General features: G+C 67.3%; 16 protein-coding genes. 11 read left to right on the top strand and 5 right to left on the bottom strand.

The genetic code is table 11. The features are described from left to right. Window positions 1–129: 129 nt before the first annotated feature. The gene (locus tag AC6LJW_RS10180) at window positions 130–1,374 is read left to right on the top strand and encodes a YbfB/YjiJ family MFS transporter (protein WP_498087190.1); all 1,245 of its coding nucleotides are present in this window, start codon (window positions 130–132) and stop codon (window positions 1,372–1,374) included. Here the strand turns inward: AC6LJW_RS10180 and AC6LJW_RS10185 are convergent. The 3 genes from AC6LJW_RS10185 to AC6LJW_RS10195 form a co-directional block, all read right to left on the bottom strand. Next, window positions 1,325–2,101, bottom strand: a complete 777-nt coding sequence (locus AC6LJW_RS10185) for an SDR family oxidoreductase (protein ID WP_498087191.1) — start codon at window positions 2,099–2,101, stop codon at window positions 1,325–1,327. The two genes, AC6LJW_RS10180 and AC6LJW_RS10185, sit on opposite strands and share 50 nt — an antisense overlap. A gap of 63 nt (window positions 2,102–2,164) precedes the next feature. After that, a complete protein-coding gene (locus AC6LJW_RS10190) occupies window positions 2,165–3,079 on the bottom strand; it encodes a beta-keto acid cleavage family enzyme (protein WP_056559337.1) in 915 nt (304 codons plus the stop codon). Window positions 3,080–3,088: 9 nt separating this feature from the next. Next, a complete protein-coding gene (locus AC6LJW_RS10195) occupies window positions 3,089–4,306 on the bottom strand; it encodes an ABC transporter substrate-binding protein (protein WP_498087199.1) in 1,218 nt (405 codons plus the stop codon). Between the two features lie 147 nt (window positions 4,307–4,453). Between AC6LJW_RS10195 and AC6LJW_RS10200 the strand changes: the two genes are divergently transcribed. Next, on the top strand, window positions 4,454–5,227 hold the full coding sequence (locus tag AC6LJW_RS10200; protein WP_427985147.1) for a Crp/Fnr family transcriptional regulator: 774 nt from the start codon (window positions 4,454–4,456) through the stop codon (window positions 5,225–5,227). Between the two features lie 13 nt (window positions 5,228–5,240). On the opposite strand, the gene AC6LJW_RS10205 is transcribed toward AC6LJW_RS10200, so the two are convergent. Together AC6LJW_RS10205 and AC6LJW_RS10210 are read right to left on the bottom strand one after the other, a co-directional pair. Next, window positions 5,241–6,650, bottom strand: coding sequence for an amidase family protein (locus AC6LJW_RS10205; RefSeq protein WP_498087192.1), 1,410 nt, complete (start codon window positions 6,648–6,650; stop codon window positions 5,241–5,243). Window positions 6,651–6,706: 56 nt separating this feature from the next. Next, the gene (locus AC6LJW_RS10210; RefSeq protein WP_498087193.1) at window positions 6,707–7,684 is read right to left on the bottom strand and encodes a Bug family tripartite tricarboxylate transporter substrate binding protein; all 978 of its coding nucleotides are present in this window, start codon (window positions 7,682–7,684) and stop codon (window positions 6,707–6,709) included. A gap of 145 nt (window positions 7,685–7,829) precedes the next feature. Between AC6LJW_RS10210 and AC6LJW_RS10215 the strand changes: the two genes are divergently transcribed. The 9 genes from AC6LJW_RS10215 to AC6LJW_RS10255 all read left to right on the top strand — a co-directional run bounded on the left by AC6LJW_RS10215 (window position 7,830) and on the right by AC6LJW_RS10255 (window position 16,441). Next, window positions 7,830–8,729 carry a LysR substrate-binding domain-containing protein gene (locus tag AC6LJW_RS10215; RefSeq protein ID WP_056559348.1) on the top strand — a complete coding sequence of 300 codons (900 nt, stop codon included), beginning with the start codon at window positions 7,830–7,832 and terminating at the stop codon, window positions 8,727–8,729. Between the two features lie 119 nt (window positions 8,730–8,848). After that, window positions 8,849–9,481: a GntR family transcriptional regulator gene (locus AC6LJW_RS10220; RefSeq protein WP_235512006.1), complete on the top strand. Its 633-nt coding sequence runs from the start codon at window positions 8,849–8,851 to the stop codon at window positions 9,479–9,481. Between the two features lie 27 nt (window positions 9,482–9,508). Then, on the top strand, window positions 9,509–10,498 hold the full coding sequence (locus AC6LJW_RS10225) for a tripartite tricarboxylate transporter substrate binding protein (protein WP_056559355.1): 990 nt from the start codon (window positions 9,509–9,511) through the stop codon (window positions 10,496–10,498). Window positions 10,499–10,541: 43 nt separating this feature from the next. Beyond that, complete coding sequence (locus AC6LJW_RS10230) at window positions 10,542–11,546, top strand: Bug family tripartite tricarboxylate transporter substrate binding protein (RefSeq protein ID WP_498087194.1); 1,005 nt, start codon at window positions 10,542–10,544, stop codon at window positions 11,544–11,546. Window positions 11,547–11,579: 33 nt separating this feature from the next. Then, a complete protein-coding gene (locus AC6LJW_RS10235) occupies window positions 11,580–12,641 on the top strand; it encodes an isocitrate/isopropylmalate dehydrogenase family protein (protein ID WP_056559360.1) in 1,062 nt (353 codons plus the stop codon). A gap of 2 nt (window positions 12,642–12,643) precedes the next feature. Beyond that, a complete protein-coding gene (locus AC6LJW_RS10240; RefSeq protein ID WP_498087195.1) occupies window positions 12,644–13,516 on the top strand; it encodes an amidohydrolase family protein in 873 nt (290 codons plus the stop codon). 25 nt (window positions 13,517–13,541) lie between these two features. Then, entirely contained in the window at window positions 13,542–14,456 is a 915-nt protein-coding gene (locus AC6LJW_RS10245; protein ID WP_056559366.1) for a LysR family transcriptional regulator, read from the top strand. Window positions 14,457–14,649: 193 nt separating this feature from the next. Continuing rightward, on the top strand, window positions 14,650–15,624 hold the full coding sequence (locus AC6LJW_RS10250) for a tripartite tricarboxylate transporter substrate binding protein (RefSeq protein ID WP_056559369.1): 975 nt from the start codon (window positions 14,650–14,652) through the stop codon (window positions 15,622–15,624). Between the two features lie 28 nt (window positions 15,625–15,652). Next, window positions 15,653–16,441, top strand: coding sequence for a mandelate racemase/muconate lactonizing enzyme family protein (locus AC6LJW_RS10255; RefSeq protein ID WP_498087196.1), 789 nt, complete (start codon window positions 15,653–15,655; stop codon window positions 16,439–16,441). Window positions 16,442–16,454: the final 13 nt, after the last annotated feature.

Consider the following 16,454-nt stretch of genomic DNA (forward strand, 5'->3'; position numbering starts at 1 on the left):
CGCATGGGCTACCTATACTTTTTCGCACGCCGGTCGGTTTCACCCGGCATTCGAAGCGTGAGGTTTTCCATGTCGCATCCATCCGCCGTCGCATCCTCCGCGGCGCCAACTCCCGTTGCAACACCCCCCGTGGCAGGCACCGCTGCCTGGCGGTATGTCCTTGCCGGGTTCGCCGCCAGCCTGGCCAGCATCGGCCTGGCCCGTTTCGCCTACGCGCCACTGGTCCCCGCGCTGATCCAGGCACACTGGTTCTCCTCGTCCAGCGTGGTGTTCCTGAGCGCCGCCAACCTGACCGGCTACCTCATCGGCGCACTCATCGGCCAGCCCCTGGCGCGGCGCTTTTCCAGTACACAGGTCCTGCGCGCCATGATGGCGCTTGTCACCCTGGCCTTCGCGGCGTGCAGCCTTCCGCTGCCCATCGGCTGGTTCTTCGGCTGGCGCCTTGCGTCGGGCATCGCGGGCGGCGCCATCATGGTGCTGGCCGCCGCGACGATCCTGCCGCATGTGCCGAGCTCGCGGCGCGGCCTGGCGGGCGGCGCCATCTTCCTGGGCATCGGGGTCGGCATCGCAGGCTCCGGCACGGTTGTGCCGTGGCTGCTGGGCATGGGGCTGCAGGAAGCATGGCTGGGTCTTGCCGCCATATCGGCCACGCTGACGTTGCTGACCTGGCGTGCATGGCCGGCGCACGGCGCCGCGTCGCGCCGGTTGGCGGACTCGGTGCCGGGCACACCCGCCCCTACCCGCCAACCCTCCGATCATCGCGCCGGCGTGATTCTGTTGTTTGGCCAGTATGGGTTGATGGCGGTCGCGCTGGTCCCGGCGATGGTCTTTCTGGTGGACTTCGTCGAGCGTGGCCTGGGCGCGGGCGCCGCGGCCGGCGCGCGCTTCTGGATTCTCTACGGCGTCGGCGCAATGATGGGCCCTCCGCTTTATGGCTGGCTGGGCGACCGGCTCGGCCCGCGCCAGGCGCTGCGCATCGCGCTGGCCGTGCAGGCGGTCGCGATGGGCGCGCTAAGCTTCAGCAGCCACTCCTCATCGCTGAGCGCCGCCGCGCTGGTGGCGGGCACCTTCCCGCCAGGCATCGTCCCGCTGGCGCTAGCGCGCATCCACGACCTGATTCCGCACGATGCCTTTGCGCAGAACCAGGCCTGGAGCCGCGCAACGGTGAGCTTTGCCACCTTTCAGGCGCTGGCCGGATATGGCTACTCGGCCGTGTTCAGCGCAAGCGGCGGCCAGCACCGGACGATGTTCGTCATCGGCACGGCGGCGCTGATCATCGCGGTGCTGGCCGAGGCCGGCGTGGTGGAAAGGACAATCGGCCGGCTCATCCCAGATACTCCACGTTCCCGCACACCGAAATACTCTGCCCGCTGATCATCGCCCCCTGATCCGAGCATAGGAACACCACCTGATTCGCCACGTCTTCCGGACGCGTCATGCGGCGCAGCGACACTTTTTCCAAAAGCTGCTCCCGCATCTCCTCGTTGCTGACCCCGCCGGCCTCGGCGCGGGCGGCGATGATGCGCTCGACGCGGTCGCCCGACACCACGCCCGGCAGCACGGAATTGACGCGGATGTTCGACGGTCCCAACTCCATCGCCCAGGTCTGCGTCAGCCCGGCCAGCCCGAACTTGCTGGCGCTGTACGGCGAGCGCAGCGAAAATCCCAGGCGCCCTGCCACGGACGAGATATTGACGATGGCGCCGCCGCCCGCGGCCCGCAGCAGCGGCACCGCGCTGCGCGCGCACAGGAACGTGCCCGTCAGATTGACGTCCAGGGTATTGCGCCAGGCGTCCAGCGTGGTGTCCTCAAGCCGGCTGGTCGGCCCGGACACGCCCGCATTGTTGACCAGCACGTCCAATGCGCCCCACCGCGCGCCCAGCGCCTCGAACATTGCCAGCACGTGCGATTCGTCGGACACGTCCGTCAGACTGGCGCTCAGTGCGGGCAGGCGTTCTTGCGCCGCCTTCAGCGCCGCTTCGTCCACGTCGCAGATGTGCACGTCGGCGCCCAGATCCAGAAATCTGCGCGCGATCGCCAGCCCGATGCCCTGCGCGCCCGCCGTAACCAGGACGCGGGCGCCTTTCAATGATTCGGTCATGTCCTTTCCCGATGAATGGGTTGCGACGGGGCGGCTCCCGAGCCGCCCCGTCAGACGGTTACGTCACAGCGCGAACTCGGGGCGGATGCCGCTTTTCAGCGGCAGGCCCATGATCTCGCGCGCCTCGGCAGGCGTGGCCGGCTCCATGTCCATTTCGCGGATGATGCGCACGATCCGCTCGGTCAACTGAACGTTGGTGGCCAGCTCGCCATGCCGGTAGTACAGGTTGTCTTCCAACCCGACGCGCGCATGGCCGCCCAGCAGCAGCGCGCTGATGTTCGCCTCAAGCTGCGACGGCCCGATGCCGCTGACGCAAAAGACGCTGTTCTTGGGCAGCAGGTCCACCATCATCTGCAGATGCCGCGGCGAGAACGGCATGGCGTTCTGGAAGTTGCGATGCACGTTCATGACCAGGTTGATGAAGTGCGGGCCTTCGTCCAGGTCTTCGTTGATGAGCGTCGTCACGTCCTGCAGGATGTGCGTCGGGCTGAACACCTCCCACTCGGGCTTGATGCCCCGCGCCTTCATGCCGGCGGCCAGTTCGCGCCCCTTGCTGAGCGGCGTGTTCATCAAGTATTCGCGGTCGCCGAACGCCAGGTTCAGCGTGGTGGCGTCCAGCGTGCACATCTCGGCGCCCGCGTCCATGCCCTTCAGACGCTCCTCCCACAGAATCTCCCACGTGCCGGGCGAGGTCTCGGCGACCATGTCGCCATGCACGCCGCCGCCCGTGGAGTTGTTCAGCACGATGTCGCAGCGCTCGCGAATCAGCTGGTTCATTTTCCGGTAGACCGCGGCGTCGCACGTCGCCAGATCATCCGCACGCCGCGCATGCAGCGCCACCACGCTGGCGCCCGCGTTGTAGCAGCGGTAGACATCTTCCGCAATTTCCGCCGGCTGCGTCGGCAGGTGCGGATTCTGGCTTTTCAGCGCCATGCCCCCGGTCGGGGCGATGGTCACGATGACTTTGCGTTTTGCCATGCTGTTCTCCTAGGATTTCCACAGCGCGCAGCGGCTTTCGGACTGCTTCGTGAAGGCCTCGTTGCCGTCGATGGCCTGCACCACCGTGAAGTAGTCCCACGGCTCCTTTGACTGGTCCGGGCTCTTGACCTGCAGCAGATACATGTCATGCACGACGCGGCCATCGGGGCGCACCACGCCGTCCTTGATGTACATGTCGTTCAGCTTGTTTTCGCGCAAGTAAGCCAGAACCTTGTCCGCGTCGTCCGTCCCGGTTGCCTTGACCGCGCGCAGGTACTGCAACGCGGCCGAATAGTCGGCCGCCTGTAGCGAGGACGGCATGGACTGGCGGCGATCGAAGAACTTGCGGCTCCAGGCGCGCGTCTCGTCCGACGCATTCCAGTACCAGCTGTCGGTCAGATACATGCCCTGCGCGGCCGGCAGGCCCATGGCGTGAATGTCGTTGATGAACATGATCATGCCCGCCAGCTTCATCGTCTTGGTGATGCCGAACTCGTTGGCGGCCTTGATCGAATTGGTCGCGTCCGCACCCGCATTGGCCAGCGCCAGGATCTCGGCCTTGCTGCCTTGCGCCTGCAACAGGAACGACGAGAAATCGCTGGCGGCCAGCGGATGCTTCACGCTGCCCACGACCTTGCCGCCGCCGGACTCGACAACCTTGGTGGTATCGGCCTGCAGCGCGTGCCCGAAAGCGTAGTCTGCCGTCAGGAAGTACCAGCTCTTGCCGCCCGTCTTGACCACCGCCGCGCCCGTGCCGCGCGCCTGCGCCACGGTGTCGTAGGCGTAATTCAGCGTGTAGGGCGTGCACTGCTCGTTGGTCAGCGCGGGCGCCCCGGCGCCCACCACGATGATCGGCTTCTTCTTGTCCGCGGCCACCTTCGACATGGCCAGCGCCGTGCTGGAATTGGTGCCGCCGATCAGCATGTCCAGGCCGCGCTGGTCAAACCATTCGCGCGCCTTGGCCGACGCCACGTCGGCTTTGTTCTGGTGGTCCGCGGTCAATAGCTCGATCTTCTTGCCGTTGATCTGGCCGCCCATTTCCTCGATCGCCATCTTGATGGCTTCCGCGCCGCCGGGACCATCCGGCCCGGCGTAAACGCCGGACATGTCGGTGATGAATCCGATGCGGATCACGTCGTCCGACACTTGCGCCTGCGCGGCCGTGGCGGGCAGCAGCGTGGCGGAAATGGCGCCGGCAATGGCGGTGGCGGACAGCAGGCGTGGCATTGACAACATACCGGTCTCCTCTTATGGTTTTTGGCCCGTGGGCGTCAATCATTCTGCGGTCCGGCTGCCCTTGGGGACAGTCATCACGTTGACAAAGACGCCTAGGGTTTACCTGGGCCGAATTCCACCTCCAGACAGGGAACGAACATGCGCGAACCGCAAGTCCTGGCGGGCGACGACGCGTCCAACGCGAATCGCCGGCCGGCGCGCAGCGCCGTGGACAAGATGCTCGACGTGGTGCCCTGGTACAAGGGTCTGCCCGAACTCGAGCGCGATGTGGTGCGTGCCGAACTGCGAACGGTGTCGCTGGCGACAGGCGAATACCTGTTTCGCGCGGGTTCCCGCTCGCCCGGCTGGTATGGCGTGGTGGAGGGCCTGGTGAAGTGGTCGTCGCCCGGCACCGATGGCCGCACGTTGTCGCTGGCCGGATTCAGCACGGGAAGCTGGTTCGGCGAGGCCACCATGATCCGCCGCGAGCGCTTCGAATACGAAGTCGTCGCCCTGCGCCCCAGCCGCATCGTGATCCTGCCGCGCGACACCTGCGAGCGCCTCTGGAACAACAACATCGAATTCACCAAGGCGCTGATGACGCACCTGGCGCAGCGGGTGAACTGGCTGATGGGCTGCTACACCGGCAACGTACTGCTCGACGTCGACACCACCGTGGCGCGCGCCGTCGCGGCGCAACTGGACGCCGAGGTCCATTCCGGCACAAAGGGTCGGCTGCGGATCTCGCAGGAAGAGATCGCCGGCCTGTGCGGCGTCTCGCGCCAGCGCTGCAACACCGCACTGACCCGGCTGGCGCGCGAAGGCGTACTGCAAACGCACTACGGCGGACTGACGGTGCTGGACAAGGAAGCGCTCTACCGATGCGCGAGGATCAATAGGGCCGACGAAGACGTGCCCGACACCGCCCGTTAACCGCCGCGCGCGTTCAAACCCCCAGCCGGTCCAGCACCGACCAGCCGGCCCGCGCCTCGATGGCTTCCCCAGCCGCGAGGCACAGGTCTTCGCGGAACCGTCCCGCCACCAGCTGCACCCCGACCGGCACGCCGCCAGCCAGACCGACGGGCACCGACAGCCCCGGCAGTCCCAGGATCGCCGTCGAAATCAACGGGCTCTGCGCCCGCAGGATGTCCGCCATCACGTCCGCGCCCTGCTGATCCCGATCCACCGGGAAAGGCAACGCAAACGACACAGGCATCAACAAGATCGGATAGCGCTCAAAGAAGCGGCCCCATTCGCGCAGGATCGTCGTGCGCATTGCCATTGCCTGAATAAAGCCGTCCTTGTCCCTGCGGGGCGTGTGCGCCAGCATGCTCTGGTACGCGTTCTGGATGGCACGGTCGCCGGCGCGTTCGATCTCGCGCTGCATGGAACCGGCGGCTTCGTTCATCAGCACGTCCAGCCACAGCGCGGCTGCGGCATCGAACTGCGGCGGCTCGGCAACCTCGACGAGATAACCGGCGTCCTGCAGCCAGCCGGCGGCGCGTTGCAGCGCGTCGGCCACTGCGGCGTCGGCCTGGTGCTGCGCCGTGCCCGCAAACAGCGCGACGCGCCGGTTGCCATTCAACTCAGGAAACGCCAGCGGCGCCGGCACCCACCAGGGATCGCGCGCATCGCCGCCCGACATCGCCGCCAAACCCAGCCGCAGATCGGCGACAGTACGCGCCAGCGGGCCTTGCGTGGCCGCCATCTGCGAGGCCACCGGGCGCTCCGATCGCTGCGTGGCGTTGTAGCCCGGCACCCGGCCCTGCGAGGGCCGCAGCCCCGCCACACCGCACGCATACGCGGGATAGCGGATCGAGCCGCCCTGGTCGCTGCCATGGGCAAGCGGCCCGACGCCCAGCGCCGCCGCCACCGCCGCCCCGCCGCTGGAGCCGCCCGGCGTGCGCGCCACATCGAACGGATTGACGGTGCGGCCATGCAGATCGTTGTCGCTGAACCAGCGCCAGGAAAACGCCGGGACGTTCGTGCGTCCGATGACGATCGCGCCCGCGCGGAGCCAGTTGTCGACCGCCGGATTGTTCTCCTGCGCGATGAGGTCCCGGTAGGCCGTCACGCCGTTGGTCGTGGCCGTGCCCGCCAGATCCGCGTTGGCCTTGATCGTGACCGGCACGCCATGCAGCGCGCCCAATTCCTGCTTGCCGCGCACCGCCGCATCGGCCGCATCCGCGGCGCGCAGCGCCTGGTCGGCATAGGTCTCCGTCAGCGGGTTGAAGGCGGCATTGATCGCCTGGCCTCGGTCCAGGCAGCTTTGCACGGCCTCGCGGCTGGATACTTCGCCGTTGCGGATGGCGCGGGCCAGATCGAGCGCGTTCCAGCGCCAGAGTGCGTTCGTCATGATGTCTCCCTATTACTTGAAACCGGGCCTTCGTCGCCGGTCCGGCAACGGTCCGTTCAGTCTGCCGACGCGCCGGATTGCTTCACCATCGCGGCCCAGCGCGGAATCTCGGCAGCGATCAGGCTGGCAAACTGCTCGGGCGTCGACGGCGTGGCGTCGACGGAGAGGGTCTCGTTCTGTTTCTGCACCGCAGGGTCCAGCAACGCCTTGGCGACGGCGGCATTCAATTTTTCGATCACCGGCTTGGACACGCCCGCCGGCGTCACGATGCCGCCCCACGACACCACCTCGAAACCCTTCAGGCCCGACTCGTCCAGCGTCGGCACCTCCGGCAGCACCGGCACGCGCTTCAAGCTGGTGGCGCCCAGCACCTTGACCTGACCGGAGCGAATAAAAGGCAGAACGCCCGCGACGTTGTCGATCATCACGTCAAGCTGCCCGCCGGCCAGATCCACCACGGCCTGCTGGCCGCTCTTGTACGGCACGTGCAGCATGGTGGTGCCGGTCTCGCTCTTGAGCATTTCGCCCGCCAGGTGCGCGCTGGAGCCGACCCCCAGCGATCCCACGCTGACCTTGCCGGGATTCTTTTTCGCATACGCGGCCAGCTCCTGCACGTTGTTGGCCGGCAGGCCGTTGCGCGCGATCAGCACCAGCGCGTTGCTGATCGCCAGGCTGACGGGCGCCAGGCTGCGCTGCGGGTCGTAGGGCAGCTTGGCGTACATGCTCTTGTTGATCGCCAGCGTGACGATGTTGCCGAAGCCGATGGTGTAGCCATCGGGCGGCGCCGACGCCAGGGCCTGCGTGCCGACGATGCCGCCCGCCCCGCCCCGGTTTTCCACGATGACCGGCTGCCCCAGTTCGCGGCCCAGCGCGTCGGCAATCGGGCGCAGCACCACGTCGGGACCGGAGCCCGCGGCGTACGGGACGATGAGCTTGATCGGCCGTTCCGGCCAGTCGGCGCGGGCGGCGCTGGCAGCGGTGGCGGCCAGCAGGACAAGAAACAAGGAAACGGCACGGCGGGCAAAGATCGGCATGGCATTCTCCTGAAGCGCTTTTTCGGGCCAGGCCTCTCGGTCTTGCCGGGCCTGATCGACGATCAGCTTAGGGATCGCCCGCGCTGCATGTAAGGCTATATTTTTGTTAAGGTGACTACCCCAGGTTGTCAGCCGAAAAACCGTCATGAAAGACCATCAACTACGGGCGTGGCTGAAAGTGGCCGAACTGCGCAGCATCCGCGCCGCCGCCCGCAGCCTGCACCTGAGCCAGGCCGCCGTGACCAAGGCCATCAAGGAACTCGAAACCGAACTGGACGCGCCGCTCCTGACGCGCAGCCCCAAGGGCATCGCCGTCACCGAATGCGGCGAGCATCTGACGGTGCGGGCGCGCCTGGCGCAGGCGCAACTCGCACTGGCGCGCCAGGACATCCGCCAATTGCTCAGCGGCGCGCAGGCCCGGGTAGCGGTGGGCGTGACGCCCATGGTCATGCTCAGCGTGCTGCCCGACGTGCTGGCCGAATTCCGGGCCAGCATGCCGGCCGCGAACGTCAAGGTGTCGGAAGGCCTGCTGGCCTCGGTGCAGCCGGCGCTGCGCAACGGCGCGCTGGACTTTGCGCTGGCCTCGCGCATGAACGACGGCGCCGGCGGTCAGGAATTCGAATTCGAGGAACTGCGCCCGCTGGAATTCATGATCGCCTGCCGCAAGGGCCATCCGCTGGCGCGCGCGCGGCGCTGGGACGATATCCGCGGCTGCGAATGGCTGCTCAACGTCTCGGGCGGCAGCCATACCGAGGCCTTCCTGCGCGGTCTGCGCGCGCACGGCCTGCCCGAGCCCGCCCGCGTCATCGAGTGCGACACCTTTGGCGTCATGTGGAGCCTCATGACCCGCAGCGACGCGCTCATCATCTGCCCGTCCGGCATGCTCAACATCAAGCCCTACGGCGACGAGGCCCGGCGCGTCCGCGCGGACGTGCCGATGCCGGTCGCCAGCATCGGCATCATGACCCTGCAGGGCACCCCGCTATCGCTGGCGGCCGCCACCATGGCAGACCTGTTCCGGCGGCGCGTGGCGGCGATGCCGTAAAGCCAGAGGAACGCGTCGAGCAGGCCCGCCGCATGCGCGGCGTAGACCCAAATTCAGGGGCCGGATTGTCTCCCGATTTTTTGTATGCAAAAATATACAAAAAACGCGCCGAGACAATCTTGCCCATTCCGAAAAGCAATTCGCAGGCCTTTGCCGCCTACAACGAGATCAAGCGACGCATCCTGGTGGGCATGTTCACGCCCAGCCATCGACTGCGCGAAGTGGAAGTCGCCGACCAGCTCGAAATGGGCCGCACCCCCGTGCGCGAGGCGCTCAAGCGCATCCAGGACGAAGGCCTCATCACGCATGAGCCCGGCCGCGGACTGGTCGTCACCACGATGGACCAGCAAGAGGTCGGCGAGCTCTACTCCATGCGCGAAGTGCTGGAGGGCGCCGCCGCCGCCTTCGCCGCGCGCCACGCCACCGACGCCGAGATCGCCAACATGCAGGCCATCCTGGACGAAGGCGACAACGGCGACCCCGTCGCGCAGAACCTGCGCTTTCACCAGGCCATCTACAGCGCCGCGCACAACCGCTACCTGATCCGCTCGCTGCAGTCGCTGACCGAGACCACCTATCTGCTGGGACGCAGCACGCTCAGCTCGTCCGAGCGGGCCGGCCGCTCCAACCAGGAACACCAGGCCATCGTCGACGCCATCCGCGCCCGCGACGTCCAAGGCGCGCAAGACGCCGCCCAACACCATATTCACCAGGCCCTGCTGGAACGCCTAAAGATGCTGCGCCAGGGCTGAGCGCGGCCGTCGATCGGAGACAAGTCGATGAAGCAGTTCAACGTATCCCCGCAGCGTCTGCTGGCGGGGCTGGCCCTTCTATTGCCCGCGGTTTGCGCGCCGGTGGCCGCGTCCGCCGACACCTATCCCAGCCGGCCCATCACGCTGGTGGTGCCTTTTGCGGCGGGCGGCGGCACCGACAGCATTGCGCGCGACATGGCGCGCACGCTGGCCGACAAGCTGGGCCAGTCCGTGGTCGTGGAGAACCGCGGCGGCGGTGGCGGCTCCATCGGCGCCGCGTTGGTCGCCAACGCGCGCCCCGACGGCTACACGCTGCTCTTTGCCACGTCGACCTTCGTGACCAACGCCGCCGCCGGCATCAGCACCACCTACGACGTGCGCAAGTCCTTCGCCCCCATTGCCATGCTGGGCCGGGGCCCGCTCTTCGTGGTGACGGCCAAGGACCTGAAGCTGACCTCCATCGCCGGACTGCGCGAACTGGCGGCCAAGCCGGACGCCGACCTGAACTTCTGCTCGGCGGGCAACGGCAGCATCAACCATCTGGCCGGCGAACTGTTCAAGCAAAAGACCCACGCCGCCATGACGCACGTGCCGTACAAGGGCAGCGGCCCGGCCACGGTCGATCTGCTGGCTGGTCGCGTCCAGGTGTTCTTCGCCACCGTGCCCACCATCCTGTCGCAGGTGCGGGACCAGCGCGTGGACCTGCTGGCCGTCACGGGCAAGACGCGTTCGCCGCTCTTCCCCAACACGCCCACCGTGGCCGAGGCGGGCGTGCCCGACTTCGACATCACGACGTGGTGGGGCGTCCTGGCGCCGGCCGGCACGCCGCCAGAGGTCGTCACCAAGCTGAACCAATCCATCAACGCGGCCGCCGCCGACGCGCTGGTGGCCGACCGCCTCAAACACGAAGGCGCAGAGGCCATCACCGGTTCGCCCGACGACTTCGGAAAGGCGCTGGCCGCCGAACTGGAGATGTGGCAAGGCGTGGTCAAGAAGTCCGGCATGGCGCTGGACTGAGCCACCGCGCGCACCGGCCGCACAGAGACAACAAGGAGACACCATGCAGCACAAACCCTATTCCTTCGATCCCGCGCGCCGCCGCCTTCTGCAAGGCGCGGCGGCCGGCACGGCATTGATGCTGGCCGGCGCGGCACACGCGGCGGATGCGTACCCGTCCAAGCCCGTGACGATGATCGTGCCCTACGCGCCCGGCGGCCAGGGTGATGTCTTCGCCCGCATCCTGGCCGAACGCCTGGGCACGGAATTCAAGCAGACCTTCATCGTTGAAAACCGCCCCGGCGCGTCGGGCGCGGTGGGATCGCGCATCGTGCTGCGTGCGCCGGCGGACGGCTACACGCTGCTGCTCGGCCAGACCGGCGAAATCGCCGTCAACCCTTACGCCATGAAATCGCTGGGCTACGACCCGCTGCGCGAGTTCGCGCCGGTGATTCTTGTGGGCGATTCACCGCTGGTGCTGGCCGTGCCGGAAAAGTCGCCTTATGCGGATCTGGCCGCGCTGATCGCCGCGGCCCGTGCCAAGCCGGACGCCTTGGCCTACGCATCCTCCGGCACCGCCACGCCCGGCCACCTGGCCGCCGCCGCGCTGGCGCTCGGCACGCAAACCCGCATGATCCACGCGCCCTGCAAGGGTGCGGGCCAGGCCATGTCCGACCTGCTGGGCGGCCACGTCGACTTCTTCTTTTCCAGCGCATCGGCCGCCATGCCCCATATCAACAGCGGCCGCCTGAAGGCGCTGGCGGTATCCTCGCGGGAGCGCCTGGGCATCCTGCCCAGCGTTCCCACCATCAGCGAGGCCGCCGTGCCGGACTTCCAATTCAGCCTGTGGGGCGGTGTCTTCGCGCCCGCGCAGACGCCCCCGGCGGTGGTCGAGCAGCTCAACGCCAAGCTGAACGCCATTCTGGCCGAGCCCGCGATCAAGTCGCGGCTTGAAGGCGACGGCGCCGCCGTGCGCCCAAACACCTCGCAGGAATTCACGGCCTTCGTGCGCAGCGAAGCCGCCAAGTATCAGAACCTGGTGCAAGCCACCGGGGTCCAGGTCGAATAAGCCCGGCCCATCAACCCACAGGAAAACGCTCCCATGAAAATCGTTGTACTCCCCGGCGACGGCATCGGCCCCGAAACCATGGCGGTCGCCGTCGACGTGCTTGAAGCCGCGTCGCGGCGCTTCGGCCTGAATCTGCAGTTCGACCACGACATCGCGGGCCATGACAGCCTGAAAAAGCACGGCGCCACCGTCACGCCCGCCCTCCTTGAAAAGGTCAAGGCATCCGACGGCCTGATGCTCGGCCCCATGGCCACCTACGACTTCAAGGACGAGGCCCGCGGCGAGATCAATCCGTCGATGTACTTTCGCAAGAAGCTCGACCTGCACGCCAACATCCGTCCCGCTCGCACCTACCCCGGCATGCAGGCGCGCCTGGGCGAATTCGATCTGGTCGTGGTGCGCGAAAACACCGAAGGCTTCTACGCCGACCGCAACGTCGAGTCCGGCGGCAGCGAAATGCTGATCACGCCCGACGTCGTCGTATCGCTGCGCCGCATCACCCGCCAGTGCTGCGAGCGCATCGCGCGCACCGCGTTCGAGCTGGCCATGACGCGCAACAAGCACGTCACGATGGTCCACAAGGCCAACGTGCTGAAGCTGGGCGACGGCATGTTCCTGGAAATGTGCCGTCAGGTCGCCCAGGAGTTTCCGGACGTGCGCGTGGACGACGTGATCGTCGACGCCATGATGGCGCACGTGGTGCGCGCGCCCCAGCGCTACGACGTCGTCGTCACCACCAACATGTTCGGCGACATCCTGTCCGACCTGACCGCCGAACTGTCGGGCAGCCTTGGCCTGGGTGGCTCGCTGAACGCCGGCCGCGACTACGCCATGGGCCAGGCCGCGCACGGCTCGGCGCCCGACATCGCCGGCCAGAACATCGCCAACCCGATCTCGCTTATCCTGTCGGGCGCGATGCTGCTGAACTGGCACGGCCAGAAGACCGGCAACGCCGCGTTCGCGCAGGCCGCCGCCGCCATCGAGGCCACCATCGCCGACACCATCCTCGCGCAGGAATGCACGCGTGACGTGGGCGGCAAGTTGGGCACGCGCGAAGCCGGCGCAGCCTTCGTCGCCCGCCTGCAGGCGGGCTGATCATGACGGCGCCGCAGCTTCCCGCCGGCGCCTGCGACTGCCACGTGCATGTGGTGGCGCCGCAGGTCGACTATCCCATGCTGGCGGACCGGCATTACACGCCCGGTCCGGCGTCAGCGGATGCGCTGCGCGCGCACCTGCAACGGCTGAGCCTCGCCCACGCCGTCATCGTGCAGCCCAGCATCTATGGCAGCGACAACCGCCTGCTCGTCCACAGCCTGCTGGCCCTGGATGGCGCGGCGCGTGGCGTGGCGGTGGCGGATGACGATGTGGCCGACGCCGAACTCTCGCACCTGCACGATGCCGGAGTACGCGGCGTGCGCGTCAACCTGGAAAGCACGGGCGCCAGCGACGCCGCCGCCGTCAGCCGCGCCCTGTCGGCCTGGGCCGGCCGTCTAGCGGGGCAAGGCTGGCACATCCAGGTCTACGCCTCGCTGGACGCCATCGCCAGCGCCGCCCCTGCGCTGGCCCGGCTGCCGGTGCCGGTGGTGCTGGATCACTTTGCGATGATTCCGGCGCGGCTTGCGCAGGACGATGCGCGAATCCGGCAGGTGCTGGACCTGGTGGGCAGCGGAGCCGCCTACGTCAAGCTGTCGGCGTCCTACCGCATCAGCGCGGCCCCCGATGATGCCGGTGAAGCCGAACGCGTGACCGTGCTGGCACGCGCCTTCATTGGCCGCAATCCGGAACGTGCGCTGTGGGCCAGCGATTGGCCGCACACCAATCGCGAACCGGGCAAACAGCCCACCGAGGTCAGCGCCTATCGCGACATTCCGGCCGTGCGCCTGCTTCGCGAAATCGAAGCCTGGCTGCCGGACGCCGCGCTGCGGCGCCAGGTGCTGGCGGCCAATCCGGCGACGCTGTATGGTTTCTAGTCCTTAGCGCAGCGGAGACCGCCGCATGAATCTTTCGCTACGCCACATGAAGGCCTTCACGGCCCTGGCGGCATTGCGCAGTTTCACGCGCGCGGCCGAACACTGCTGCCTGACCCAGAGCGCATTCAGCGCTTTGATTTCCAACCTGGAAAGCGACCTTGGCGTAAAGCTGTTCTCGCGCAGCACGCGCAACGTCGAACTGACGGCCGAGGGCGAAGCCTTCCAGAACATCGTCGCCCACCTGCTGCCCGAGACCGAGCGCGCCCTGGCCGAAATGCGCGACCACGTCGAGCGGCGCAAGGGCCGCGTCGCGCTTGCCGCGCTGCCGTCGATATCGTCGGGCATCCTGCCAGGCCTCATCGCCCGCTTCAGCGCGGATTACCCGGGCATCAGCGTGCAGGTGCAGGACGTGGCCAGCACCGTGTGCATCGACATGGTCCGCAACCGCCAAGTGGATTTCGCGCTGTGCGCGGCCGTTTATCCCAGCACCGATCTCGACATCGAGGTGCTGGCGCGCGACACCTTCCATTTCATCTGCCCCGCCAGCCACCCGCTGGCCTCGCGGCGCCGCTTGTCGGTGCAGGACGTGTTGGACTATCCGATCATCGGATTCGAAAGCAACAGCAGCATCCGCCAGCATCTGGACGCCGCCATCTACCCCCGGCAGTGGCTGCGCTCGCATCAGGTCAACAGCCTGTCCACGGCCGCCGGCTTCATCGCAGCCGGCCTGGGCGTCACCATTGCGCCCACCTTGGCGCTCTTTCAGTTCCGGCTGGCCGGCTTGAAAGCCGTGCCGCTGACCCTGCCGATCAACGAGCGCGACATCTGCCTCGCGCGGCGCCGCGATGCCACCGATTCGCTGGCCGCGCAGGCATTCCTGGCGCTCCTGCGCGAACACCTGCAGCCCTCCGTGCAGGCGCTAGCCCACACCCTCGACTGAACCACTCCGGGCAAAAGCCCGCCTGCGGGCGCGACGGCAGCAATGCCGCGCGCCCTCTGCTGCACGCCCATTTCAAGCCCCCGGGCATTTATCGATTTTCTCGATTTTCTTATCAAAATTATCCATTCATCGACTGAGACGGCCTGTCTATCATGGGTTCCACAACAGCAGAACAATCCAAGGAGACAACCTCATGAAGCGCCTTGCCCGTGTCCTCGTTGGCGGCTGCCTGTCCGCCGCCCTTGCCGCTGCCGCCCCCCTCGCCTTCGCCGAGAACTATCCCGCCAAACCCGTGCGCCTGATGGTCGGCATGGCGCCCGGCGGCTCCAACGACACCGTGGCCCGCCTGGTCGCCGCCGAACTGTCCAAGACCTGGCCGCAGCCGATGATCGTCGAGAACAAACCGGGCGCGAACAGCACCATCGCCACCGGTGAGCTGAAGCGCTCGCCCGCCGACGGCTACACGCTGATGCTGGTGATCTCCTCGCACGTCACCAACACGCTGCTGTACCCCAACCTGACCTACACGCTCAAGGACTTCGCGCCGGTCTCGCTGATCGCCGACACGCCGTTCGTGCTGGTGGCCAATCCCAAGTTCGAGCCCAACACCACCAAGGACCTGATCACGCTGGCCAAGCAGAAGGAGCGCGGCATCGACTTCGGCACGCCCGGGCAGGGTTCCACGCAGCACATCTCGCTGGAGCTTCTGGACCAGATGGCCGGGATCCGCATGAACCACATCCCCTACAAGGGCGGCGCGCCCGCGCAGACCGACGTAATCGGCGGGCTGATTCCGCTGATCTTCGCTACCCCCACGCAAAGCCTGCCGTTCATCAAGCAGAACAAGCTCAAGGCGCTGGCGGTGACCTCCAAGGAGCGCCTGCCCCAACTGCCCGACGTGCCGACGCTGGCCGAATCCGGCGTGCCGGGTTACGAGGCCAACGTGTGGTTCGGCATCATCGCGCCCGCCGGCACGCCGCCGCAGGTTGTCGACTACCTGCACAAAGAGATCTCGCGCGTGGTGCGCCAACCCGACATGCAAGCGCGCCTGGACGAAATGGGCCTGAAGCCGCTGGATGAATCGCCCGCGCAGTTCCAGCAATTGATCGACAGCGAAAAAGTTAAGTGGGCTGGCGTCATCAAGCAAAGCAACATCAAGTTCGACTGATCCCATTCAACCCGGAGCATCCCTGCATATGCCTACCATCGAATCCGTCTCTGTCTGCATTGCCCGCGTGCCGCTCGCGAACCCGGTCACGTTCTCCACACGCCAGGTCAAGGCGCGCGAATACTGCCTCGTGCGCGTGCGGTCCACCGACGGCCAGGAGGGCCTGGGCTACTGCTACGCCGTGAACAGCGCGGGACGCCTGTTGTCTGTCGCCGTGACCGACCTGCTGGCGCCCCGCTTGATCGGCCAGGAATCACTGCGCGTCGAAGGCCTGTGGAACGAGCTGTACCAGGAAGCCTTGCTGCTGGGCCGCGCCGGCGGCGTGATGCGCGCGCTGTCCGCCATCGACACCGCGCTGTGGGACTTGAACGCGCGCAGCGCCGGCGTTCCGCTCTACCAATACCTCGGCGCCATGGTGAAGGACCGCGTGCCCGCCTACGCCAGCGGCGGTTACTACCAGCCGGGCAAGACGCCGGACAAGCTGGCCGCGGAAATGGCGCAGCACGTCAAAGAGGGCTTTCGCGCCGTCAAGATGAAGGTCGGCCTGGAAAGCGTCGCGGGCGAACGCAAGCGAATCGCCGCCGTGCGCGAGGCCATCGGCGACGACGTACGCCTGATGCTCGACGCCAACAACGCGTGGCGCGACCTGCCCACCGCACTGGAATACATGCGCGCGTTCGAGCCCTATCACCCCTTCTGGATCGAAGAGCCCTTCTCGCCCGACGACATCGACAACCACGTGCGGCTGGCGCGCGCCACGCCCGTCACCGTCGCCACCGGCGAAGTCGAAGCCGGCCGCTGGCGATCAGGTCCTTGAAGCGCCAGCGGCG

It is taken from the genome of Achromobacter sp. 1012554356 (assembly GCF_059760815.1).